General features: G+C 37.3%; 18 protein-coding genes and 3 pseudogenes. 4 read left to right on the forward strand and 17 right to left on the reverse strand.

All coding sequences use genetic code 11. The features are described 5' to 3' along the window. The gene (locus tag MHH90_RS08310) at positions 1–1,365 is read left to right on the forward strand and encodes a TrkH family potassium uptake protein (protein ID WP_081247984.1); all 1,365 of its coding nucleotides are present in this window, start codon (positions 1–3) and stop codon (positions 1,363–1,365) included. A 39-nt stretch (positions 1,366–1,404) separates the two neighbouring features. Beyond that, positions 1,405–2,076 carry a potassium channel family protein gene (locus tag MHH90_RS08315; RefSeq protein WP_064355629.1) on the forward strand — a complete coding sequence of 224 codons (672 nt, stop codon included), beginning with the start codon at positions 1,405–1,407 and terminating at the stop codon, positions 2,074–2,076. Between the two features lie 16 nt (positions 2,077–2,092). Here the strand turns inward: MHH90_RS08315 and MHH90_RS08320 are convergent. From MHH90_RS08320 to MHH90_RS08375, 12 genes and pseudogenes are all read right to left on the reverse strand, one after another. After that, positions 2,093–2,263: pseudogene (locus MHH90_RS08320) on the reverse strand (ascorbate 6-phosphate lactonase); the annotation flags it as partial. A gap of 61 nt (positions 2,264–2,324) precedes the next feature. Then, positions 2,325–4,301, reverse strand: coding sequence for a transketolase (gene tkt / locus MHH90_RS08325; RefSeq protein WP_064355631.1), 1,977 nt, complete (start codon positions 4,299–4,301; stop codon positions 2,325–2,327). 209 nt (positions 4,302–4,510) lie between these two features. Further along, positions 4,511–5,341: an energy-coupling factor transporter transmembrane component T family protein gene (locus tag MHH90_RS08330; RefSeq protein WP_011680733.1), complete on the reverse strand. Its 831-nt coding sequence runs from the start codon at positions 5,339–5,341 to the stop codon at positions 4,511–4,513. Further along, positions 5,334–7,010 carry an ABC transporter ATP-binding protein gene (locus MHH90_RS08335; RefSeq protein WP_084828482.1) on the reverse strand — a complete coding sequence of 559 codons (1,677 nt, stop codon included), beginning with the start codon at positions 7,008–7,010 and terminating at the stop codon, positions 5,334–5,336. The genes MHH90_RS08330 and MHH90_RS08335 overlap by 8 nt, the downstream gene beginning before the upstream one ends. Positions 7,011–7,075: 65 nt before the next feature. Continuing rightward, positions 7,076–7,621, reverse strand: a complete 546-nt coding sequence (locus MHH90_RS08340) for an ECF-type riboflavin transporter substrate-binding protein (protein WP_002946071.1) — start codon at positions 7,619–7,621, stop codon at positions 7,076–7,078. Positions 7,622–7,630: 9 nt separating this feature from the next. Continuing rightward, positions 7,631–8,479, reverse strand: coding sequence for an SAM hydrolase/SAM-dependent halogenase family protein (locus MHH90_RS08345; protein ID WP_084828481.1), 849 nt, complete (start codon positions 8,477–8,479; stop codon positions 7,631–7,633). 152 nt (positions 8,480–8,631) lie between these two features. Further along, positions 8,632–9,840 carry a serine/threonine transporter SstT gene (sstT, locus tag MHH90_RS08350; protein ID WP_014621156.1) on the reverse strand — a complete coding sequence of 403 codons (1,209 nt, stop codon included), beginning with the start codon at positions 9,838–9,840 and terminating at the stop codon, positions 8,632–8,634. Positions 9,841–9,962: 122 nt separating this feature from the next. Then, positions 9,963–10,655: a methionine ABC transporter permease gene (locus MHH90_RS08355; protein WP_002949605.1), complete on the reverse strand. Its 693-nt coding sequence runs from the start codon at positions 10,653–10,655 to the stop codon at positions 9,963–9,965. Beyond that, positions 10,655–11,722 (reverse strand): methionine ABC transporter ATP-binding protein, encoded by a 1,068-nt coding sequence (locus tag MHH90_RS08360; protein WP_002949604.1) that lies wholly within the window; start codon positions 11,720–11,722, stop codon positions 10,655–10,657. The genes MHH90_RS08355 and MHH90_RS08360 overlap by 1 nt, the downstream gene beginning before the upstream one ends. After that, positions 11,715–13,088 (reverse strand): annotated as a pseudogene (locus tag MHH90_RS08365) (M20/M25/M40 family metallo-hydrolase). Before MHH90_RS08365 ends, MHH90_RS08360 begins: the two are co-directional and overlap by 8 nt. A 61-nt stretch (positions 13,089–13,149) precedes the next feature. Beyond that, positions 13,150–14,052 (reverse strand): MetQ/NlpA family ABC transporter substrate-binding protein, encoded by a 903-nt coding sequence (locus MHH90_RS08370; RefSeq protein ID WP_340725883.1) that lies wholly within the window; start codon positions 14,050–14,052, stop codon positions 13,150–13,152. A 160-nt stretch (positions 14,053–14,212) separates the two neighbouring features. After that, positions 14,213–15,061 carry an amino acid ABC transporter substrate-binding protein gene (locus MHH90_RS08375; RefSeq protein ID WP_340725884.1) on the reverse strand — a complete coding sequence of 283 codons (849 nt, stop codon included), beginning with the start codon at positions 15,059–15,061 and terminating at the stop codon, positions 14,213–14,215. Positions 15,062–15,189: 128 nt separating this feature from the next. Here MHH90_RS08375 and MHH90_RS08380 point away from each other — a divergent pair. After that, positions 15,190–15,545, forward strand: a pseudogene (locus tag MHH90_RS08380) (transposase); the annotation flags it as partial. 222 nt (positions 15,546–15,767) lie between these two features. Here MHH90_RS08380 and MHH90_RS08385 read toward each other — a convergent pair. From MHH90_RS08385 to MHH90_RS08400, 4 genes are all read right to left on the reverse strand, one after another. Then, positions 15,768–16,976 (reverse strand): MFS transporter, encoded by a 1,209-nt coding sequence (locus MHH90_RS08385; protein ID WP_011225463.1) that lies wholly within the window; start codon positions 16,974–16,976, stop codon positions 15,768–15,770. Between the two features lie 34 nt (positions 16,977–17,010). Further along, a complete protein-coding gene (locus MHH90_RS08390) occupies positions 17,011–18,648 on the reverse strand; it encodes an NUDIX domain-containing protein (RefSeq protein ID WP_167401419.1) in 1,638 nt (545 codons plus the stop codon). After that, complete coding sequence (locus MHH90_RS08395) at positions 18,645–21,536, reverse strand: non-ribosomal peptide synthetase (RefSeq protein WP_014621152.1); 2,892 nt, start codon at positions 21,534–21,536, stop codon at positions 18,645–18,647. Before MHH90_RS08395 ends, MHH90_RS08390 begins: the two co-directional genes overlap by 4 nt. 189 nt (positions 21,537–21,725) lie before the next feature. Continuing rightward, the gene (locus MHH90_RS08400; RefSeq protein WP_445330287.1) at positions 21,726–22,592 is read right to left on the reverse strand and encodes an amino acid ABC transporter substrate-binding protein; all 867 of its coding nucleotides are present in this window, start codon (positions 22,590–22,592) and stop codon (positions 21,726–21,728) included. A gap of 61 nt (positions 22,593–22,653) precedes the next feature. On the opposite strand from MHH90_RS08400, the gene MHH90_RS08405 reads away from it, so the two are divergent. Next, entirely contained in the window at positions 22,654–23,829 is a 1,176-nt protein-coding gene (locus tag MHH90_RS08405) for an IS256-like element IS1191 family transposase (RefSeq protein WP_340725732.1), read from the forward strand. A 230-nt stretch (positions 23,830–24,059) separates the two neighbouring features. Here the strand turns inward: MHH90_RS08405 and MHH90_RS08410 are convergent, their stop codons facing one another. Next, positions 24,060–24,773: an ABC transporter ATP-binding protein gene (locus MHH90_RS08410; protein ID WP_011225459.1), complete on the reverse strand. Its 714-nt coding sequence runs from the start codon at positions 24,771–24,773 to the stop codon at positions 24,060–24,062.

The raw sequence follows: 24,773 nt of genomic DNA on the forward strand, positions 1-24,773 counted from the left end.
TTGATAAATCGTCTTTCAGTCACGCAAAAGCTTGTACTCAGCTTTGCCTTTGTCATTATAGTGGGGAGTATTTTACTTAGTCTTCCCATAAGCCATTATGCTAATAGTCCAGAAACAAGCTACCTAGATCATCTCTTCAATGCTGTGTCAATGGTCTGTGTAACTGGGCTTTCCGTTGTTCCTGTCAGCAAGGCTTACAATGGCTTTGGTCAGATTATCTCTATTCTCCTTATACAGACGGGAGGACTTGGACTAGTCTCTCTTATAGCCTTTAGTACCTATACTCTTAAAAATAAATTAGGATTAAGTGATCAAGATCTCCTTCAATCCGCACTTAGTAGGGATAACCAAAAAGATTTGAAAGCTTATCTTTTCAATGTATATAAAATAACTTTTTCTATTGAAGCTTTAGCGGCACTAGTAATTATGACTGATTTTATTCCTCGCTTTGGACTTGGTCATGGCATTTTTAACAGTCTCTTTCTAGCTGTCTCTGCTTTTTGTAACGCTGGCTTTGATAACCTAGGAACTAACAGTTTACAAGATTATGCGACCAATCCAACTATCAACCTCTCTGTGGCTTTTCTTATTATGTCTGGAGGCTTAGGTTTTGCAGTTTGGATTGATTTAATTCAAATGATTAGACGCTATATTAAAGATCGCCCTAGAAACTGGAAATTAGCAAGTAGACCTTTCAGTAATCAAAGTCGTCTTGTGCTTATAAGTACAAGCTGTCTCCTCTTAGGCGGAACCCTACTTGCTTGGTTTTTGGAAATGGATAACTCTAAAACTATCGGTACTCTCAATGTCTGGCAGCAACTTTTGGTAAGTTTCTTTCAGACTGTAACCATGCGTACCGCCGGTTTTGCGACTATTTCCTACACCAATGCTAATTTTACTTCAAACCTTCTTTTTATGATTCAGATGTTTATTGGGGGTGGTCCTGGAGGAACTGCCGGTGGTATCAAGGTAACCACCGCCTCCATCATGTTTCTTCTTTTCAAGTCGGTGCTTTCTGGTAACTCCAGAGTTGTTTTCCGAAATCGTATTATCTCTAATAAAACTGTTATGCAAGCATTCACTGTTATCCTATTTTACCTAATCATGCTCTTAGTCGGCTATGTTATTTTGCTTCAGACTAACCCTACTCTGTCACCACTAGCTCTACTTTTCGAGAGTGTGTCAGCTATTGCTACCGTTGGGGTGTCTATGGATCTGACTTCTAGTCTTAACACCATGGGACGTCTTGTTATCATGGCTCTGATGTTCATTGGCCGTGTCGGACCTATTACTGTTCTCTTGAGCTTGATGACAAAAAAAGAAAAACATGTCTCTTATGCCCCTACTCATATTTCAGTCGGCTAAACTATTTTATTAATTGACAATACTCTGAAAGGATTTTATATGAAAACACAAATTATTGGTGTCCTCGGTTTGGGAATCTTTGGACAAACACTTGCAACCGAACTCTCCTCTTTTGGACAAGATGTCATTGCCTTGGACAACAACTCTACAACAATTGATTTCCTTGCTGATCAAGTGACTAAGGCCGCTGTTGGTGACATTACTGACATTGACTTTCTACGTTCCGCTGGTATCGATACTTGCGATACAGTCGTTATTGCAACTGGAGAACACTTAGAATCTTCTGCACTGGCGCTCCTACATTGTAAAAAACTCGGCATTACAAATATTATCGCCAAAGCTACAAATAACAATTATGAGGAAGTCCTTTACGGAATGGGGGCCAATTTGGTCATCACTCCTGAGCGTAGCACAGCAAAAGACTTGGCTTCAAATATACTTCGCTGTAACATTTCAAGAATTTTTCATTTAGAGGATGACGTGGCTTTAATTGAGTTAAAAATTCCTAATGAATGGGCTGGAAAGTCGTTGCATACTTTAAATCTAAGACAAACTTATAACGTCAATGTTATTGGTTTTAGAAATGAGGAAAATGGTAAGTTAAACACTCACTTTGACCCAATGAATAGACTCCCTAACGAAGGAACTATTCTAGTAGTCTCCGACAATCGAACACTAGAAAAATTCGATTATTTAGGATATTTGAAATAAATTGACTTAGATAGACTAACATTTCTTGAATACCTAGATAGTTATTGTTAGCTACTTCAATATCAAAGTCCTTACCATGTTTTGCAAAGCAGTTAGAGAAATGACAGTCTTCACCATGATAGATTAGGCCACCCAGTGTCTCAAGTACATCCTTAACAGCCCTAGGTGCCCTTTCTCCATTAGACACGTAAAAAAACATTGGTCCTTATAACCAATGTTTTTTAATGTTTCTAAGAATTCAAACTATCTTAGTTCATACCTTTTACTTTTTCAACGATATTTTCTACTGTAAAGCCATATTCTTCAATAATTTTAGCAGCTGGAGCTGAGGCACCAAATGTATCAATTCCAATCACAGCACCGTCTAAACCAACATATTTATACCATGGTAGACTTGCTGCCATTTCGATTGCTACACGACGACGAACTGCATTTGGAAGAACTTCCTCTTTATAGGCTTGATCCTGTGCATCAAAGACATCTGTTGATGGAACACTCACAACACGAACTTTGTAGCCTTCTGATTCCAAAGCTTTTGCTGATGCTACTGCAAGATTTACTTCTGAACCAGAAGCAAGGAGAATAGTATCAAAATCTGCTGCTGTTTCATGAACAACGTAAGCACCTCTTGAAACTTTATCAAAATCTGTTCCTTCTTCAACAGTCAAGTTTTGACGTGTCAAAACAAGCGCCGTAGGTGTTGATTTAGAAGTTACAGCTTGATACCATGCAGCTTGTGTCTCACGCGCGTCTGCTGGACGATAAACATTAAGGTTTGGAATAGCACGAAGTCCAGCTAGATGTTCGATTGGTTCATGGGTTGGGCCATCTTCACCAACTGCAATAGAGTCGTGAGTAAAGACATAAGTAACTGGAAGTCCTTGAAGTGCAGACAAACGAACTGCTGCTTTTACATAGTCTGAGAATACGAAGAAGGTACCACCGTAAACACGAAGTCCACCATGGAGAGACATACCATTCAAGATTGCTCCCATCGCAAACTCACGTACACCAAATTGAATGTTACGGTTAAGACGATGTTCATCATCTTGTAGACCTTCAGATTTAATGTAAGTCATATTTGAGTGAGCCAAATCCGCAGAACCACCTAGGAATGTTGGCACTTTATCAGCAATAGCATTCAAAGCATCTTGACTTGAATTACGAGTTGCTTGTGAATAACCATTTTCAACAGCTGGGAAGTCTGAAGATTGGAATTCAACTGCATCCTTACCTTCAAGAATGCGTGCAAGTTCAGAACCAAGTTCTGGGTAAGATTGTTTGTACTCATCTACCAAAGCAACCCAAGTGTCATAGGCCTGACGACCACGATCAACTGTATTTTCCTTGAAATCAGCATAAACTTCTTTTGGAATTTCAAATGGAGCATGGTTCCAACCCAAGTTTTCTCTTGCAGCTGCTGTTTCATCTGGTCCAAGAGGAGCACCGTGAACACCGTTAGTTCCTTGTTTATTAGGAGCACCATGACCAATGACAGTCTTAACCTCGATCAAAGATGGTTTACCACTTGCTTTTGCACTTTCAATAGCAGCGTTGATAGCTTCAATATCTGTTCCATCTTGAACAAATTCAGTGTTCCAACCATAAGCTTCATAACGTGCACGTACATCTTCAGTAAATGAATCTTTAGTTTCACCGTCAAGATTGATATCATTTGAATCGTACAAGACAATCAATTTATCCAATTTTTGAAGACCAGCGTAAGATGATGCTTCGGCCGAAACGCCTTCCATAAAGCAACCATCCCCCGCAATAACATAAGTATAATGGTCAAAGATTGGGAAGCCTTCCTTGTTGTATCGAGAAGCCAAGAAACGTTCAGCTTGTGCCATACCGACAGCCATAGCAATACCTTGCCCAAGTGGACCTGACGTAGCATCTACACCAACTGTATGGCCAAATTCTGGGTGACCAGGTGTCTTAGAACCCCATTGACGGAATTGTTTAAGCTCTTCAATGCTCAAATCTTTAAATCCTGACAAATGGAGGAGCGCATAAAGAAGCATTGAACCATGACCTGCTGACAAAACAAAACGGTCACGATTAATCCAATTTGGAACTTCAGGATTGACATGCATTTGTCTAGTAAACAAAGTGTAACCCATTGGTGCTGCACCCATTACCACACCAGGGTGGCCAGAGTTAGATTGGTTAATCGCATCTACCCCTAGAAAACGGATAGCATTTACTGAAAGGTTAGACATAATTTCCTCCTTAATAATATCAAGACTCTTTTAGTTACATCAATACACCCTTCATTATATCACAGAAACGTTTTCACAATAAAGTACTTTATCGAAAATTTCATACAAATACCGTTCAAAAATTGGGAATAAAAAACTAAAAAAGCTCTGAAGATACTATAGACATCTCAGAACTCTTTCGTTTATTTAAAACTCACTGAAAGAAAACTTCAAATCCATGGATTGTAAAAACGCCCATGGTTAAGATAAATCAACTCCAGACTAATTCCCAATAAAAGAGTAGCTGATACGATTACAAGATAATCTTGTTTAGTCAAGGATTTGTGTACATACCATGTACGTTTTTTGTATCGACCAAATCGTCGTAACTCCATGGCTGTCGATATGGTATCAATTCGTTCGAGGGATGAAAAAATTAGAGGAAGAACAATTTGGAGATTCCCACGAATACGTTTGACCAATCCCGCCTTTTGCGACAAATCCAAACCACGAGCCTCCTGAGCCTTACGAATCGTAAAGAATTCTTCTTGAACATCTGGAATATAACGCAAGGTTAAACTCACGGAATAGGCAAATTTATAAGGAACCCCAATTTGATTCAGGCTAGCCGCAAACTGACTCGGATGAGTAGTCATGAGAAATAGAATGGCAAGAGGGACCGTTGAAAAATACTTGAGCAATAGATTTGCAAGGTAAAAAAGCTCCTGACTGGTTAGATAGAAACGCCCCCAACCTTCAATAATAACTGTCTTAGCCCTGTAAATTTCTTCACCATAGCCAGGTGCGAAAAGGTAGACCATAAGTAAATTAAAGAGAGCAATTGATCCAATAATCTTAACAACGAAAGAAATATCTCGCCAACGAATCTTGGCCAAGTTAAAGAGATAAATAGAAAGTAAGCCTACTGCTAGAATAAAACGTGGGTCATAGGTTGCCATACAAGCAACTGAAACCAAGATAAAGAAAAGCATCTTACTTGCCCCAGACAAATCATAGAGGAAACCTTGACCTGACTGATAACCAATTAAACGATTAGACATTAGGGCCTCCTTTTTCGATATAATACTGGGTTACTTCTACTGGATTACTTGACAATTTCTGACCCAAAGTATACAGAGATGTCTGCTTGAGATTAGCTGACTCAAGTAAATCCTTCTGATTAAGAATTGTAACAGGATTGTCGTCTGCAATGATTTTCCCCTCAACCACAACGAGACAACGATCGCTATATTCCAACATGAGCTGCATATCATGAGTAATCATCACAATGGTATGACCTTGCTTCTGAAGACTGTCCAAGAAATTCATGATATCTGTGTAAGTCTTGTAATCTTGACCAGCCGTTGGCTCATCCAAGATAATGATTTCAGGTTTCAAAACCAAGATAGATGCAATGGTCACGCGCTTTTTCTGACCAAAGGAAAGCGCAGAAATGGGCCATTTACGAAAACTATATAGGCCACAAGTCTTCAGGACCTCATGAACACGCTCTTCAACCTCAGTCTCTTCAATTCCTCGCAAGCGCAAACCAAGAGCCACCTCATCAAAAATCATAGTTTGGCTAATCATCTGATTTGGGTTTTGCAAAACAAAGCCTATACGCTCTGAACGCTCGGCGATGCTATCCTGACTGATATCCTGACCCTTGTAAGTTAATTTCCCTTGACTAGGGACAAAACCGCATAGAGCTTTAGCAAGCGTCGACTTTCCAGCTCCATTTTTACCGACAATCGCTAGTCGCTCACCTTTTTTCAAGCTAAAAGACATATCCTCTATAATCGCTGGATTATCCCCATAGGAAACGCTAAGCCCCTCAACCTTCAAAATAGAATCACTTGAACTGTCTCTTTTAGCTTTCAAAACGCTATCTGGGATACCTAATCCAGACAAATCCAAAGCATCTAGTTGGCTAAGATTTTGTGCTCTAGTTGTATCAAATCCCAACTGACGTAAAACCGTCACATATAGAGGTTCGCGAATCCCATTTTCCAGTAAGAGAGTACTTGATAAAAGCTCATCTGGGCTACCGTTAAAGAGAAGTTGCCCATCATTGACTAGCAAAATACGGTCAACGGGACGATAAAGAACATCTTCTAGACGGTGCTCAATAAGAATTGTTGTAGCTCCCACCTCCTTGTGGATTTTATCAATGAGGTCAATGGTTTCCTGTCCTGATTTAGGATCTAAATTTGCTAGAGGCTCATCAAATAAAAGAATAGGGCTCTCATCAATCAAGACTCCAGCCAAACTAACTCGTTGTTTTTGGCCACCTGATAAGTCTTGAGGGCGGTGATTAAAAAGAGAAGTCAAGTCTAGACGTTCAGCCCAAAGTGCTACCTTATCCTTCATCTCACTTTGATCAGCACAATCATTCTCCAAAGCAAAAGCCAAATCCTCGGCTACTGTTAGGCCAATAAACTGACCATCTGGATCCTGCAATACCGTAGATACCGACTGTGACTTATCATAGATAGATTGCTTGAAAATATCCTGACCATCTATCCTTACCTGGCCTTTTGCCTGACCTTTATGGATATTAGGTATGATACCATTGAGACACTGAGCAAGGGTCGACTTTCCGCTACCAGAAGGGCCTAAAATGAGCACTTTCTCGCCTTTGGCAATATCAAAGCTGATATCTTTAAGCGTCGCTTCTGCTTGCGCATCATATTGAAATGTAAACTGATTAAAACTAATGTACTTATCCATGTTTCCACTAATAAAGAGAGGAGATATCAAAGCAAACTGACAGTCCCACTCTCCTATGATTCATGCTAGTCTTTGGTAAGACTACCAGATTGTGTACGTGAACTAGCATAGATGGCAAGAAGGAGTGTTCCCCCAATTGCAATTGTAATAAAGTTAGCTACGCCAGCTACAAAACTTTGTGCATAAAGATATGACCAGGCTTGAGCAAATTGGATTTTATCACCGATTGGCGTAACTACACCATAAGCAATAAGCAGTCCTAATGCTTGTGCTAGGTTGAACCAAATCATACTCATTACAGAGAATTTACCCATTGTTACATCATATTTTTTACCAAATAGGCCAATAACAAGACCTGTAATACCACTTGCAAGAACCCAAGCCCATGAGATATTTCCGTATTGAATACCATCTTTAAGCGCATGTCCAATGAAGCCCATAAAGAAACCTGTAATAGGCCCAAAAATCACTGAGAATAGAGCTTGAACAGCATACTGAAGTTGGATGCTGGTATTCCCAAAAATAGGAATATTAACAAACATACCAATGATAATAAAGAGTGCTGCACCGATACCTGTCGCAACTACTGTACGAATTGAATTATTTTTCATAATCTCACTTTAATCTCCTAAACGTTTAATTTCAATGTGCCAGTTAGACCCTACACCAACATTATAGGCCTTGGCAAAAGACCCCTGGTTTATGGCTAGACCGACACGATAGAGGGAATTGATATAAATAATTGGCTGACCTATACGAACATCCGCAAACGATTTCCCATAGGTAACTTGGTTTTGGTAGACCAACATATCATTGTTAAAGATGGTCACCTCGAATCGATCACCAAAGTTTGGTTCTAACGCATAAAAGTCATCACGTGTGATAGAGGTCCAAAGAGAGCCGAAACGGACGTCCAAAATGTCAATCGCACCACGAACTAGATTTTCCTCTATGATGGTTTCAACCACTGGAAACTCTAGAATTTTGTCCACAGGTAACTCAGGACCTACTTCTTCAAAACTGATGTGACCAGAAGCTAATTTTGCACCTGTATAGGCATAAACATCACGACCATGGAAGGTATAAGACAGCTCCGTATTACTACGACGATTCTCAACTTCTGAAATTTCACGGACAGCAACGATACCAACAACCTTCTTGATATAAGAAAGTGTTCCATTGTCTGGTGTGACGATATATTGTCCCGTCTTTGTTAAGGCAACAACACTTTTACGTGATGAGCCTACACCCGGATCAACTACCGAAACAAAGGTTGTTCCCTTTGGCCAGTACTCGACAGTCTGAAACAGACGATAAGAAGCTTCGAAAGTGTTGTAGGGAGTAATGTCATGTGTAAGGTGATGTACTCCCAAACTAGGTTCTTCTTGAAGGGCCACACCAATCATGGCCGAAACAGCACCGTCAACCAAACCAAAGTCTGATTGAAGCACTAATAAATTATTAGTCATAAATGTTTCACCCTTTCTCTTTGAATGGTTTATTATACTATATTTTATGGGCTTTTTAAAGATGATAGATCCTTGAGCTAGCTATAGTCTTTGGCTATGTTTCCCTCTAAAATCAAAAAGTCAGCCCAACAGGCTGACCATGTAGTAGTTATCTAAGATTTCTTCCAACGACTTTTTTCTGCCACTGCTGTAAAAAGAACATCTGTTGACGAGTTGAGAGCTGTTTCACAAGAGTCTTGGATGACACCGACGATAAAGCCGACACCAACAACTTGCATAGCTAAATCATTTGAGATCCCAAAGAGGCTGCATGCTACGGGTACCAAGAGGAGGGAACCTCCTGCAATACCTGAGGCACCGCAAGCAGAAATAGTTGAAACCACACTAAGAATAAAGGCTGTTGCAAAATCAACCTCAATTCCCAAAGTAGTCACTGCAGCAAGCGTCAAAACATTGATTGTCACAGCCGCTCCTGCCATATTAATAGTTGACCCCAAAGGGATAGAAACCAAATAGGTATCAGGATTCAAGCCAAGGTCCTCACACAATTGAAGGTTAACGGGGATATTAGCCGCTGAAGAGCGAGTAAAGAAGGCTGTAATCCCTGAATCTTTCAAGCAACGGAAAACCAATGGGAAAGGATTTTTACCCATCATCACAAATGCAATGATAGGATTAATAACCAAAGCAACAAAGGTCATTGTTCCAACTAAAACAAGGATTAAGACACCATAATCTGCCAAAACACCAACGCCATTCTTAGAAATAGTATCAAAGACAAGACCAAGGATTCCAAATGGCGCTAGATTAATAATCCAACGTACGATTTGAGAAGTTACTTCTGCTAAGGTATGCAGCAATTCTTTAGTGTGCTCACTAGCTGTTCGCATGGCAAAACCAAAAACGACAGACCATACTAAAACACCAATGTAATTGGCTTGAGACAAAGCGTTGATAGGATTGTCTACCATTTTAAGCATCAAATCCTTAAAGACCTCACCGATCCCTTGAGGTGCAGCTGCCTTAGTAGCTGAGGCTGCTCCTAATTTTAAGGAAATTGGAAAAATATAGTGAGAAATAACAGCTGTCAAAGCAGCCGCAAAGGTACCAAAGAGATAAAGCACAATAACTGTCTTCATGTTACTCTGCTGACCTTCACGTGTTTGAGAGAGGGCATTCGCAACCAAAGCGGAAACCAAGAGTGGTGCAATCGCCTTTAATCCACCAACAAACATGTCTCCCAAAAGACCAATAACCGTAATCTTTGGAATCAGTAAACCAAGTATAGCGCCAATTACCACACCAATGGCAATACGCTTAATCAGACTGGTCCTATTCCAAGCTGAAATAAAACGTTTCATAACTAATTAACTCCTTTTTGTGATTAGGGTAACCACAAAGCATTCTACAGTTTCCATATTATGATAAATTACTGAAATCGTCAATATATGAAAAAAGCCTTTGATAAATAGGCTTTCAAATTCTATTTATGACTCAACTTACGGGTCAAGAAATCACCGAGAAACTGAATAAGGAAAATCAAAATCAAAATCAAGAAGGTTGCTAAGATGGTAACTGATGTACTTGAACGATTGTATCCGTAGTAGATGGCGATGTATCCGAGACCACCTGAACCGATAGCTCCAGCCATGGCAGTTTCACCCACAAGGGAAATCAAAGTCACTGTTGATACACGAACCAATTCTGGGAGTCCTTCGCCAAGATAAACCTTAATCGTGTCCCAAAGATTTGCACCACTAGCTTGTGCTGCTTCAATCACTCCACGGTCTAAGTCTGCCAGTACCACCTGTACTTGACGTGCAAAGAATGGGAAGGTTGCAGCTGATAATGGAACCAAAGCCGCTGTCTTACCAAGGTTAGTCCCTACGATAAAGTAAGTGAAGTCTTTCAAAATGGCCAAGAGGATGATGAAAGGAATGGCACGAAAGATTGAAGTAATTTTATCCAAGATTTGGAAAATAAATTTATTTTCAATGACACCGCGAGGACCTGTCAATACTAAGAAGAGACCCATAATGAGACCGAGAAGCCCACCAATGATGAAGGAAATCACAGTCATATAAAGTGTCGCGTAGATGGCATCTGGCCAAGAGTTAGCCCCCTGCATACCGATACGATAAATATCTGGAAAGTTTTGTTGAATCCAATCTGACATTATTGGGCTCCTTTCTTAAGTACTCGCAAGCTAACACCTGCATTTTCAATCGCTTTTAGCGCAGCAATAACCTTATCAGAATCACCATCTAAAACAACGACCAATTCACCAACAGGGGTATCACCGAGAATCTCAACATTTCCATAAAGAATATTACCTGAAACGCCGAAGTCTTTGAAGATTTCCGTCAAAAGGGGTCTATCTGTTGAAGAACCTACATATTTAAGCTGAACAAGAAGTGCAGATGCAGGTAAGTTTTTCACCAAAGGTTGTGCATTAATCTTAGCCAAGGCATCCTCAATCCCTGCTGCAGTTTCAATAAATTCTTGTGTCAAATCCTCTTGTGGGTTTGAGAAGATATCAAGAACACTTCCTTCTTCCAAAAGTTGACCATTTTGCATAACAGCCACACGGTTACAAATGTCTTTAACAATTTGCATTTCGTGGGTGATCATAACCACTGTCAAACCAAGCTTTTTATTCAAATCCTGCAAAAGTGAAAGGATCTGCTTAGTTGTTTTTGGGTCAAGAGCTGAGGTAGACTCATCTGAAATCAAGATTTCAGGATCATTAGCCAAGGCACGGGCAATCGCTACACGTTGTTTTTGACCACCTGACAACTGTGCAGGATAGTTTTCGGCACGATCAGCCAAATCAACCAATTCCAAAAGACCACGAATTTTTTTGTCTTTCTCTTCATTGCTTAGTTTAGAATGACGAAGAGCAAAAGCTACATTTTCATAAGCCGTCTTTTGAGCCATAAGGTTAAAGTGTTGGAAAATCATCCCAATCGTTTGACGTTTCTGGCGCAATTCTTTTGTCGTTAATTGAACCTGACCGTTCTCAAAAGTCACATCTTCACCGATAGTGATTTTACCAGCTGTAGGTACTTGTAAAAGATTGATCGCACGAACAAGAGTAGATTTACCAGCCCCTGAATAGCCAACGATTCCGTAAATATCACCTTTTTCAATCTGGATGGACACATCCTTAACCGCTTGAATAGTGCGACGTTTCTGCGTAAAGGTGATATCAATATTTTTCAAATCAATAATGACATTACTCATAATTTGCGATTAACTCCTTAATTAGTTCAATATGGGTGTAGTAATCTGCTAGGCTAACATTTTCATTCCCACCATGATCTCGACTATTAGCATTTCCTATACCAAAAGCTACCATAGGAACACCCAAAGCCTCGTAAATCATATGCATAGGACCTGTGCCTGCAGCTGTCGGAAGTACAGCGACACCTTCCTCATAAAAGCCTTTTGCCAACTCAATAACGTTGACAATAGCAGGAGCTGACATATCACTACGATAACTTTCTTCACCAAGAGTGAAGGTTCCCTTGATACGGTCAAACCCCTCTTTTTTGAGGTGAGCCTTGATACAATCCAAAACATACTCAGGTGTCAAACCAGGGACCAAGCGCATCTCCATCTTAGCTTTGGCTTGAGCTGGCAGAATGGTCTTAACACCTTGCCCCTGATAACCTGTCGAAATCCCTTCAATAGAAAGAGCTGGCTAAAAATAATACGTTTTTAAGAAAGCACGACGGTCGCTTTCCAAAATTGGTAGTTTTAAGCCATAAATCTTACGGAGGCTATCTGCATTTTCAATGGCGTAAGTCTCGATAAGATCCATTTCACGTTCATTTGGCTGGATAATTTTTCCATAGATACCATCGATAAGAATACGTCCATGATCATCACGCATACTTGAAATAGCATTGAGTAAGTACCAGGAAGCAGATTCAATAACCGCACCAAATTTAGAGTGGATATCAACATCCGCACTCTCGACAGACAAGTCAAAGGTAATAATCCCCTTGTTGCCACCCGTAATTTCTAATTGTCCTTTACTATTTCGATTTCCTTGTTCCCAAACCAATAAGTCTGCTGGGAGAAGGTCATCACGGTATTTTTCTAAATATTTTCCAAGGTCAGTCTAAGCAGACTCCTCAGCCCCCTCCATCATAAAGGTAATATTAACAGGAAGGTCTCTGACCTCGCGAATATACTTACGAAGAGCTGTCAACCGAGCTGTAATATGCCCCTTATCATCATCGACACCACGACCATACATGTAACCCTTACGAACTGTCAAACGGAAAGGATCATCCGTCCATGGTTGATCATTGTCCGCAGGAACAGTGTCATAGTGTTGATAGAAAATAATTGTTTTCGCATCTGGGTTTGGACTCTTGAATTTCGCCAAGACAAAAGGTGCCGCATAGGTCTCGTCAACAGTTACCTCTGCTCCTACACGAGAAAAAATTTCACCGAGGTAAGCAGCAACGTCATAGAGACCAATATTTTGAGCAAAAATAGATTTTTTAGAAATCAAAGTTCTCAAAACTTCAAAATAGTGCTGAGCAACTTCATCATTACGAAACTTTCGTAGCTGCTCTTCTTCACTAGGAAATGCCATCAAATTGACTTCTTCATATACGACAAAATGGTGTGCTCTCACACGCCCTTTCGCCCTTAGCTTATTTCTTTGAATTAGCTTCCAATTGATCTCGTGTTGGTGCACCTTTCCATGCTGGAAGGTCAACTTTGTTAGAAGCATCATAAATGATTTGGGCAACTTCATCATTTTGGTAAGCCTTAATCAAAGTCTTGATAGCATCGGATTTGTTTGATTTTTCCCAATCTTTATTAGCTGCAATGATATTAACCCATTCTTTCAAATCTTGACTTGGATCTTCTTGGAAGAGGGTTGTGTTATAGTCAACATTTTGTTGTTGTGCATATGAGTTGTTAACAACTGCAGCGTCTACTGATGAAAGAGTTTGGGCAGCTTGTTCAGCAGAGATTTCTTTGATCTCCAATTTCTTTGGATTTTCAGAAATATTCTTGATAGTTGCCAATTCGCCATCTTTAACATCCAACTTAAGCAAACCAGCTGTTTGAAGGAGAGTCAAAGCGCGACTTTCGTTTGTACTATCGTTAGGTACTGAGATAGTAGCTCCCTCTGGAAGCTCTTTAACATCCTTATACTTAGCTTTACCGTTTTCAGTTCCTGAGAAAAGGTGGAGTGGGCTAAGGAGTGTATCAGCTACTGGAACGAGATCACCTTTATTTTCTTTGTTCCAGTTGTTCAAGAAATAGATGTGTTGGAAAGCATTAACGTCGATTTCACCATTTTTAAGAGCCTCATTTGGTTGATTATAGTCTGTGAACTCTTTCAAGTCAATTGTAACACCCTTGTCTTTAGCCAATTCTTTGACTTTATCCCACACTGGCTCAGTTGTATCATCCAAAGTCATGATACCAACTGTCAATGTTTTATCATCTTTAGCAGATTTGTTACCACCGGCACCACAAGCAGCCAAGGCTACTATTGAAGCGACTGCCAATCCTGTAATTCCAAGAATTTTTTTAAGTTTCATAACGAACTCCCTTTAATTGTTTTAAGTGTTAAATTATTATCCCATAAGATGAGAATTGTAGCAAATTGTTTATAATTGTATATCTCTATAGCTATTAACTATACCTTGCCCTAGATTTTAATTATATGAAAAAACTGAGAATCAATCCCAGCCTTCTTTATTATTTTTTACTAGGAACTTTCAACGCATCTTCAGCTGGAATATAGTTTTTATTTCCAAGGAATTTTTCAGCCAATTTAGCCAAAGTACCATCTTTTCGGAGTTCTTTCAAACGCTTGTTTACAAATTTTTGAAGGTCTTTTTGATTATCAGCAAACAAGAAGTAAATGTATGGTTGTTGATCAGACTTAAGTTCAATGGTCTTCAAATTACTCAACTTATTATTTTTGATGATTGTATTAACAGTTGGTGCATCAAAAATCTTGAAATCATATTTACCTTCATTCAAACTTGTCAACATTTGTGTAATGTTTTCATTTGTGTAGTTAAGTTCAACTGGCTTGTCTGAATGTTTATCATTAAACTCTGTCAATTGAGTAGCTGTCGTTGTTCCTTGAACAACCTGTGTTGAGTGTCCAGCAATGTCATCGTATTTCTTGATCTCACTATTTTTTGGAACAACCAAAACAGCTGGTGTGGTAGCAATTGGATATGAGAAGAGGTATTTTTGGTCACGTTCTTCTGAGTAAGAGATGTTATTCCCGGCCATTTGGTATTTACCTGCGTCAAGACCTGTAAATACTGAAGACCATTCTGTTTTTTGGAATTTCACTTCATATTTGTCAGAGTCTTTGAAGACTGCTTTAGCCACTTCCACATCGTAACCAGTCAATTCCCCGTTTTCTTCATATGAGAACGGTGCTGTTGTCCCAACAGTGGCAAAGTTAATTGTTTCTTTAGCACCTGAAGATTTAGATGCTTCTTTTGGTGATTTAGATGAACATGCAGCAAGCAAAGCCACTGAAGCAATGGCTACACCCGTAATTCCAAGAATTTTTTTAAGTTTCATAATACTCTCCTTTGAGATTGATTGTTTTTATTGTAACAGAATTCACTAAGCTTAACTAATACTTAAACATAATCAAAGTGATAAGAAAATACTATCACCTAAAAATATCAATTGTTTGACAAAGAGCCGAATTGCTTCGTCTTTCTGAACGCAGACGGGTTGTCTTAAACGACATGGTAGCTCTAGCTCAGCCTTTACCAGAGTATGACATCTTACGGTCAATTCCTGGCATCGCAGAAACCACAGCGACATCTATCATTGGCGAATTGGGAGATATTCGTCGCAGTATACCAATCAAATCAACGCTTTTATTGGCATTGACCTGAGACACTATGAATCTGGGAACTTTCTCGCTAAGGAACACATCACTAAACGAGGGAATCCCTATGCCAGTAAAATCTTGTTCAAGTACATTCACAACATCGCTTCAGCTAGTCATACCAATCCCTGCAATATCGCTGACTTTTATGAGAAACGAACAAGACATTTAGAGCTATTTCTAAACTAATCGGCGACCCATCTACTGTCTCTAAAAAAGTATGTAAACACCTTACCATCAAGGAATCAATCAACACTCAAAATGTGAGGCCCGCCCACTTCTAAAACGATTACCTTATGTGTGTAATGGTTGCCCTAACAAGTATATAAATTGTGACTTTACTAAGCAATTTTACTACGCCATCGGAGCTAAAATTACTCTGAAAATTTACCTCAATCTTTTGCTAAAAATCCTATAAAAGAGAAGCGAAATACCTCCTATAGATAAACCAACGATAACAAAATTAAAGATATTTTTAGGGCTTAAAAGAAAAGTAAATGTCATTGTCCCAATGGGCATAAATAAAATTGCAACAGTAAAAATAATCCCAAAAACTCTACCAAGAAAGACATTATCCACATTCTTTTGGATATATGAAAAAAACTGTAAGTTGAACATAGTCAAAAACAAGTTGAATAAAGCAGGATATAACGCAAGCATATAAGCACTTGGAAAAACACAGTATACCATAGGTGTCAAAGATAGAAAAACACCTGATACTCCAAGATATAAAATCATTGTTTTTATTTTCAAAACTTTATTGAGAATACTGCTTAAAGACGCTCCAATAAGACCACCTACTGCTTCTGCTCCTAGGAAAACACCGTATAAGCCAACGGTAACTCTTGGGAACATCTGATTGCTATATGGTAACAACAGATTATAAGCTGCTAAAAAGAAATTAACAATCGCAGATAAAATAACCAAGTACAAAATTTCCTTTTGACTAGCTAGATACCTTCCTCCTTCAAAAAGATCTGAAAAGATTTTCGATAATGAAAACACCTGTTTCCCAGTACTTTCTTCAAGTATGGGACGAATAAAGAGAATAAGCAACCCAGATGCAATAAATGTTATCCCATCTAGACGTAAAATACCATATAATCCTAGTAAACCGTATAGAGATACCGATACCAGGGGAACAACGACTTTAACTACCGTTATAAACGATTCTAGTAATGAGTTTAGTTTTGAAATATTATCTGCTTCCACCACTTCTTTAGTAAAAGCCTTATAAGCAGGGCCTGAAAATGATGAGAAAAAAGCTAATATAATGTTTGTGATAACCACAGCATAAATCAACCACTGCTGATTAGAAATAAAAGATAAGGCAAGACACAATACTCCGCTTAAAATATCTGTTAAAATGATAATCCGTTTTCTTTGAAAGTTATCAGACAGAACACCACCAAAAAGATTAAAAATCACACTGATGATGTTTTCTAATGTCTGATAAATACCAACTAACATAAGTGACTTAACATTTACACTCGATAAAAAAGTGTTATTCGCAAAGTCAAACATAATATCTCCAACACGAGAAATAATACGGCTCCCTACAAGTAAATATGTATTTTGTTGTTCTTTTTTATTCAAAATAAACTCCTCAGATATTTGTTCATTAGCAGAACTATTCTAACCATTGCTTCGCAATATTATAGTTATCCTCATCCGAAAGAGTGTTTACTTGCTTAGCTATAGCCATTTCTCTATCTTCAATAAACTTCTTAGCTGTATATAGAATGGCTGCCTGGACTAATAAAATATAATTTCCCAAAGCGGAGTTTACTACAAAATTAGTTGGTGTTCCTTGATTTAACAGATAGAAATAGTTGTCTTCACTTTCATATCTAGTGATTAATGAAGTTTCGACTATTTCTTCATATTCATCCAATAAATAGCTATAATTAAATTCATCATCACTAGATGTTGCAGAGACTAGGAAGGTTCCATCTTTGATAGAGCGAAAATCTAAAATATCTAGACTTTTTGAACCGGTCGCACAAAAAATCAAATCAATATTCTTGAAATCTTTTTCTAGCAAAATGTCGCAACCATCACGTACCGCTTGAATAGTTCTCATGCTATCTTTTTCCAGCACCTTCGGTCTAATACCAAGTTCTCTTAATTTGGTACAGATGCCGTAACCGATTTTCCCATATCCAATACAAACCACTTGCATATATTGCATTAATAAATTTTTTTGATGTAATATATAATCTGTCCCAAAAACAATATCCGCACCAACTAAGTAATCCTCATTCTTCTTCAGGGGATTTCTAGCGACAGAAAATAACGGATATTCTATTTGATCAATAACATTCTCATATTTTTGAATCCCATTTTCTGTATCTTCAATGATACACTCGATAGGTAAGTTTGGAATCTGAGCAATTGAGGCAAAATACCCACCAATGTCTAATAAAATTGTTTTACTCTTTATCCCCAGATAATCTACATTAAAATATTCATCCCTTGAAGCTAATGTTAATCTTACCCCCATATTTTCTAGCTTGTGCCATACCATCTTATCAACAGAGTTTGGTTTAGCACACACTAACAAACGATGCCCAAATATTTTTTGCAATGTCATGATAATCGGTATTGTACTTGGAATAATATGTTGTACAGTAATACATGATATGTCTTCAAACGATGCACCTTTCAGCATATTAGATAAAAAACGTTCTTGAGAAGCTGCTTCAAGTTTTTCAATCTTCTTAATGATTTCCTTATAGCCGTCCATGTCCTTTACATTATCTAGCTGAATCCACTCATAGGAACTCGATTCGTTGCTGTCAATTTTCACATCAACCTCATTTTCAATATAAAATAAATATTGCAAGTCATAATGGTAGTGGGAACGCTCATTCTTCAATTTATTTTCTGGTATCTTATGCACAGAAACATTAAAAGGTATCAAGCTATTCAATGGTTCTGCACATTGATACGTCAATATTTCAGAATCTATCCCAGTCTCCTCAAACAGCTCACGTTTCGCTGCATCTAGCGGGTTTCTATCATTTTTATCAATATGCCCCCCAGGCTGTAGGTATCTTTTTAAAATATTATGGTGAACCATCAATAAACGCCTGTTATCTTTTGAAATAACAAATGCTGATGCTGTAAAATGCCCAATGAAATTCTTTCTATTTATCATCTCTTGATCATCTTTTTCATTAAGCTGTACCAAAACGTTATTCAATTTATCCTTTTCCTGAATATTATTCAGTTGGTACCCCTCTACTATATCTTTATAAATACTCATCGGTTTGTCTCCTCATTTTCCAGTCGTTTTTTATCAATTACTTTTAGCTCGAATTTGCTATCTTTATGCATTAAGTCATAAACACTATTACTCAATAACTCAGATTTTATAACTGCGTATGCAAATCGCTCATGTACAAATACATTAATAAAATTTTTATCAAAATCAACATCAATTATATTATTAATAGTATCTTTTAACCTAAATGCTTCGCCAATGAAATTTATTGATAGAGACAGATTATTTAATCGTTCTTGCACTTCTTTAGCACTCATATCATTTCCTAACATTGCAATTTCATAGTAATCAATACCTGTACGATAGATCTCCAAAATTTTGAAATGAGAGTTTTTAAACTCCTCAAAAGTTTCAGTTCGATTTACTTGGAATGGAATTTTCTTGTGAATGTCTCCTATTAAGTCATACGCATCAAACTGTTCATAATCTCTAAAATCCAAAGATAGACCCCCAGATATAGCAGACAGATTATAGTCGCTTAAAATACACTGTGAGATAGCATAAATTGTAAAAAGATATACATCGTCTCCTTTAATATCTTCTGGTAAAGAAACTTGAAAACATTGAACTTCATCATTTAATTTCTCAAACTCAATAGCAGGCTTTATCTTTGGCAATCTAGCAAGAACATCCCCAGAGACATCATTCTGTAACACCTCCCTTTTAAACTGCGAAAAAGCAACCAGTGAACTACTAGGTACTTCATCAATAACTATCTTTTTTTCGTACAGTTGATATACTGTATCTCCAAGTTTATTTAATGATGATGCATCAATAGAATGATATGGAAAATAAAATCTTACTTTTTTATCTCTTGTTCCCACCACAATAATTGGAATAGGAATCACTTCTATATTATCTAATATTCCTTGTAATTCTAACTCTGTTGGTAAATTATTTAGTACAATAATATTAGGTGAGTAATCTCCTTCATTCACAATACCTATGCTAAATCGAGTTTGCTCCTTTTCGACAACAAGTCTAAATATATCAATTTTATAGCTTAAATATTTAATAATATGGTGCAGCTTATTCAATTCTAAATAAGTCACTTCTTCCAGTGCTAAATTAAAACCAATAACACGATTTTGATTGTTTTTATAAAGTCTCTTTTGTGTCGGGCTAGGAGTAATAATATTTTTCAAATAACGATAATTCATTTTTGTGAGATTATACTCTAAATTAACCAAGTCATGTTCTTTAGTAAAACTATCGTTTGGCTCAGTTGAACGTTCTTGAAAAAATGATTTATTTCTAATATAGTCCACAATCGAATCTACACTCTTTAGCCTATAAAAATCATTTTCTTTAATTTCAATATCAAAGATATCCTCAATCTCTAAATAAAATCTAACTAATTCTAACGAATCCAAATCTGTGATATCAACTCTTTCAAATTTAGATAGTACATCTAAAATATTTTTTCTAACATCATCTCCTTGTTGACTTTGTTTTTTATAATAATATATCTCAAGCATTTTTGGAACATCCAACTTTCTATTCTGATTGAGATAATAACTCTCAACTTTAACTACCGTCGGATTTAAGTAACTAGGTAAACCTCTAATAATATCTTCTTTAATATTCAAATCGGCTTCATAAAATACGACAAGTTTCTTCTTATAAAAAACAACTCGTGATGATTTAACTGATTTAAGTTTATCTACAATAGATTTTACCTCATCTAATTCAATACGAATACCATTTACTTGGACTTGGCTATCTATTCTTGAACTAAATACCAAGTTATCTCCTTGGTAATAAACGTAGTCCCCCGTTACATAGTACCTATTTGAACCTATCAACTTAAACTTAGCTTTATTTAATTCGGGTTGTAGTCTATACCCTTCCGTTACTCCATTACCACCAATTAGAAGTTCTGCCATCTTAGAATTCTCTTTTTGAGAAGCTATCTTTAGTTGAACCCCAGGCAAAGGCTTACCAATTGGAACAGTATTATATTTTCTATCTTTCAACTCATAGTAGGTTGCATAAATTGTTGTTTCTGAAGGCCCATATAAATTAAATACTCGACACCCTTGCTGAATAAGCCCTCTCAACCTATTCGCTAATGAACTAGGAAATGTCTCACCTGCTAGACACAACGCTCTTAAATTCTGGAATACTTCTGGCCCACTAATATCAATAATAGTTTCAGCAAAAGACGGAGATAATGATAAATGAGTTATCTTCTTTTTCTCAATTGTTTCTCCTAGTCGAATAATATTCTGAATCCCACCATCGTAACAAACCAAAGTACCACCCGTATATACAGGTGCCAAAATCTCTGTTAATGAAACATCAAAAGTATAGGGAGTTGTAAATAAAAATTTTGATTCGGAAGTAAACTTCACAATTTTATAAAATTCTTTTACAAGCCAATCTATGTTATCATCAGTTAAAAATACTTTTTTAGGAACCCCAGTAGTTCCAGAAGTACAGATAATATGTGCAATTTCATTCTCTTTAGTTGTAGCTACTTCTTGATACTCACTGTAACTTTCTAATTTTTTGGGTAAGAGCAAAAGAGTTACTGAATGATTTTCAAGTTTAACATCCCTATCACTTATCAACACGTCAAAGACAACTTCGCTAATACGTTCTAATGATATTTTGACCTCAAGACTATTTGTTATAGGTAACGGAATTTTACCCGATTTCATTATCCCCAAAACAACTGGTAAAACATACTTATTTTTTTCTATATAAAAAGGTACAGTCTCTTCATCGCTATTGAGTAGTAGCTGCTTAGCAATAAAATTAGACATCACATCTACTTCTTGAAAAGTAAACTCTCCTCCGCTATACATAACAGCAACTTTAGAAGGATATTGTTTCACCGTATCACTAAAAGTTTTTAATATGGTCATTTCTCTTCTCCTTAATTTGATTGATTATGCACTGTCATTCATAATTTATCCACACACAACAATAAGAATTTCAAAAGCAATTTTCAAAGTTGGCAAAAATTTTACCTTTTTCATCATTTCCCTCTTTTATTTATCATATAATAAACAAAGGCTTTTCGTCACCGACTACAGTTGACAAAAGAGACTTTCTTATTTTTTGCTTGGAACTTTCAAAGCATCTTTAGTTGGAATATAATCTTTGTTTCCAAAGAATTTTTCAGCCAACTTAGCCAAAGTACCATCTTTTTGGAGTTCTTCCAAACGTTTGTTTACAAATTTTTGAAGATCTTTTTGATTATCTGCGAACAAGAAGTAGATGTATGGTTGTTCATCAGATTTAAGCTCAATAGTCTTCAAGTTGCTCAATTTATTGTTTTTGATGATTGCATTAACAGTTTGTGCTTCAAAGATCTTGAAGTCATATTTGCCTTCATTCAAATTTGTCAACATTTGTTCAATATTTTCATTTGTGTAGTTAAGTTCAACTGGCTTGTCTGAATGTTTATCATTAAACTCTGTCAATTGAGTAACTGTCGATGTTCCTTGAACAACCTGCGTTGAGTGTCCAGCAATATCATCATATTTCTTAATATTACTATCTTTTGGAACAGTCAAAACAGCTGGTGTGGTAGCAATTGGATATGAGAAGAGATATTTTTGGGCACGTTCTTCTGAATAAGAGATATTGTTCCCAGCCATTTGGTATTTAGCTGAGTCAAGACCTGTAAATACTGAAGACCATTCTGTTTTTTGGAATTTCACTTCATATTTGTCAGAGTTTTTGAAGACTGCTTTAGCCACTTCCACATCGTAACCAGTCAATTCACCGTTTTCTTCATATGAGAACGGTGCTGTTATCCCAACAGTGGCAAAGTTAATTGTTTCTTTAGCACCTGAAGATTTAGATGCTTCTTTTGGTGATTTAGATGAACATGCAGCAAGCAAAGCCACTGAAGCAATGGCTACACCCGTAATTCCAAGAATTTTTTGGTAGTGTAAAATAAGTTGTGTAAACACAAAAAGGAATAAATCCGTTATAGTAGAGTTGCAAAACATTACTAGAAAGAGATTTATTCCTATGACTCAGTTTACCACAGAACTACTTAACTTCCTAGCCCAAAAGCAAGATATTGATGAATTTTTCCGTACTTCTCTTGAAACAGCAATGAATGATCTGCTTCAAGCAGAGTTATCAGCCTTTTTAGGGTATGAACCTTACGATAAATTAGGCTATAATTCTGGGAATAGTCGTAACGGAAGCTATGCACGGAAATTCGAAACCAAATATGGGACTGTTCAGTTGAGTATTCCTAGAGATCGTAATGGGAACTTTAGTCCAGCTTTGCTTCCCGCTTATGGACGTCGAGATGACCACTTGGAAGAGATGGTTATCAAACTCTATCAAACCGGTGTAACGACTCGAGAAATTAGTGATATCATCGAGCGAATGTATGGTCATCACTATAGTCCTGCCACAATTTCTAATATCTCAAAAGCAACTCAGGAGAATGTCGCTACTTTTCATGAGCGAAGCTTAGAAGCCAATTACTCTGTTTTATTTCTTGACGGAACCTATCTCCCCTTAAGACGTGGAACCGTTAGTAAAGAATGTATTCATATCGCACTTGGCATTACACCAGAAGGACAGAAGGCTGTTCTTGGATATGAAATCGCCCCAAATGAAAACAATGCTTCTTGGTCCACCCTGTTAGACAAGCTTCAAAACCAAGGAATCCAACAGGTTTCTCTTGTAGTGACCGATGGCTTCAAGGGGCTTGAACAGATTATCAATCAGGCTTACCCATTAGCTAAACAACAACGTTGCTTAATTCATATTAGTCGAAATCTAGCTAGTAAAGTGAAACGAGCAGATAGAGCGGTTATTCTGGAGCAATTTAAAACGATTTATCGTGCTGAAAATTTAGAAATGGCAGTGCAAATTTTAGAGAACTTTATCGCCGAATGGAAACCAAAGTATAGGAAAGTCATGGAAAGTCTGGAGAATACGGATAATCTTTTAACTTTTTATCAGTTTCCCTACCAGATTTGGCATAGCATTTATTCGACAAACCTCATTGAGTCTCTTAACAAAGAAATCAAACGTCAAACGAAAAAGAAGGTTCTTTTTCCTAACGAGGAGGCTCTGGAACGTTATTTAGTTACCCTGTTTGAAGATTATAATTTCAAGCAAAATCAACGCATCCATAAAGGGTTTGGCCAATGTGCTGACACACTTGAAAGCTTATTTGATTAACATTCTTCAACTCTACTTGAGTGTTTACACATAATTATTGACAGTATCAATTTTTTTAAGTTTCATAATACTCTCCTTTGAGATTGATTTTTTTATTGTAACAGAATTCACTAAGCTTAACTAATACTTAAACATAATCAAAGTGATAAGAAAATACTATCACCTAAAAATATCAATTGTTTGACAAAGAAAAAAGTAGGAAACCTAGAACGATTTCCTACTTATCCTTATTAATAATGTGACAAACGCTCAATTACTTGCTGGTTACTGAGCACTTCCTGGGCAGGAAAGAAATCAGCTTTGCCGTCTTCAAAAAGAAGAACATCAGCCTTTTCGTGATGAAGATGCTTAAAGTGATGAGCAGACATGATAATGGTTTTCCCAGCTGAATGAAGCTCATGTAGAAGTTCCCTAAAAAATTCTTCATATTCTTTAGAAAGATTATTGAAGGGTTCATCAAGAATATACACATCTGGATTAGTTACCATGATACTGGCAAAAGCCACTTTCTTCTTTTCTCCACCAGACAGTTGATAGGGAACGCGATCTCTTAAATCTTCAATTTTAAGCAGGGATAGCGTGTCTTGAACGCGCTGTGACACTTCTTCGGTAAGACCTAGCTGACGTGGACCAAAAGCAATCTCATCATAGACAGTACAATTAAATAACTGACTATCCACATCCTGAAAGAGGATTCCGAGGCGACTATAAAAATCTCGTTTTTGACGTTTGTCCTTCAGCCATTCTTTGAGGTCCTTCCCTAAGAAAAGAATGCGACCAGATTCTTCCTGCTTGAAGCCAGTTAATAAACTGATAAGACTTGATTTTCCAGTCCCATTTTCCCCCATCAACATCACATATTGTCCTTGTCTAATCTCCAAATCAAGACCAGTAAAGACCTTTTTTTGTTCATAGGCACAGGCCACTTGTTTCAATTGAAACAT

Source organism: Streptococcus sp. FSL E2-3488 (assembly GCF_038003585.1).
In the GTDB taxonomy this organism is placed as follows: Bacteria; Bacillota; Bacilli; order Lactobacillales; family Streptococcaceae; genus Streptococcus; species Streptococcus thermophilus.

What these genes read in the sequence shown, in the direction of transcription:
- MHH90_RS08315 (WP_064355629.1), top strand. Translation starts at nt 1,405, where the DNA reads ATGAAAACACAAATTATTGGTGTCCTCGGTTTGGGAATCTTTGGACAA.
- tkt (WP_064355631.1), bottom strand. Translation starts at nt 4,301, where the DNA reads ATGTCTAACCTTTCAGTAAATGCTATCCGTTTTCTAGGGGTAGATGCG.
- MHH90_RS08330 (WP_011680733.1), bottom strand. Translation starts at nt 5,341, where the DNA reads ATGTCTAATCGTTTAATTGGTTATCAGTCAGGTCAAGGTTTCCTCTAT.
- MHH90_RS08335 (WP_084828482.1), bottom strand. Translation starts at nt 7,010, where the DNA reads ATGGATAAGTACATTAGTTTTAATCAGTTTACATTTCAATATGATGCG.
- MHH90_RS08340 (WP_002946071.1), bottom strand. Translation starts at nt 7,621, where the DNA reads ATGAAAAATAATTCAATTCGTACAGTAGTTGCGACAGGTATCGGTGCA.
- MHH90_RS08345 (WP_084828481.1), bottom strand. Translation starts at nt 8,479, where the DNA reads ATGACTAATAATTTATTAGTGCTTCAATCAGACTTTGGTTTGGTTGAC.
- sstT (WP_014621156.1), bottom strand. Translation starts at nt 9,840, where the DNA reads ATGAAACGTTTTATTTCAGCTTGGAATAGGACCAGTCTGATTAAGCGT.
- MHH90_RS08355 (WP_002949605.1), bottom strand. Translation starts at nt 10,655, where the DNA reads ATGTCAGATTGGATTCAACAAAACTTTCCAGATATTTATCGTATCGGT.
- MHH90_RS08360 (WP_002949604.1), bottom strand. Translation starts at nt 11,722, where the DNA reads ATGAGTAATGTCATTATTGATTTGAAAAATATTGATATCACCTTTACG.
- MHH90_RS08370 (WP_340725883.1), bottom strand. Translation starts at nt 14,052, where the DNA reads ATGAAACTTAAAAAAATTCTTGGAATTACAGGATTGGCAGTCGCTTCA.
- MHH90_RS08375 (WP_340725884.1), bottom strand. Translation starts at nt 15,061, where the DNA reads ATGAAACTTAAAAAAATTCTTGGAATTACGGGTGTAGCCATTGCTTCA.
- MHH90_RS08390 (WP_167401419.1), bottom strand. Translation starts at nt 18,648, where the DNA reads ATGAGTATTTATAAAGATATAGTAGAGGGGTACCAACTGAATAATATT.
- MHH90_RS08395 (WP_014621152.1), bottom strand. Translation starts at nt 21,536, where the DNA reads ATGACCATATTAAAAACTTTTAGTGATACGGTGAAACAATATCCTTCT.
- MHH90_RS08405 (WP_340725732.1), top strand. Translation starts at nt 22,654, where the DNA reads ATGACTCAGTTTACCACAGAACTACTTAACTTCCTAGCCCAAAAGCAA.
- MHH90_RS08410 (WP_011225459.1), bottom strand. Translation starts at nt 24,773, where the DNA reads ATGTTTCAATTGAAACAAGTGGCCTGTGCCTATGAACAAAAAAAGGTC.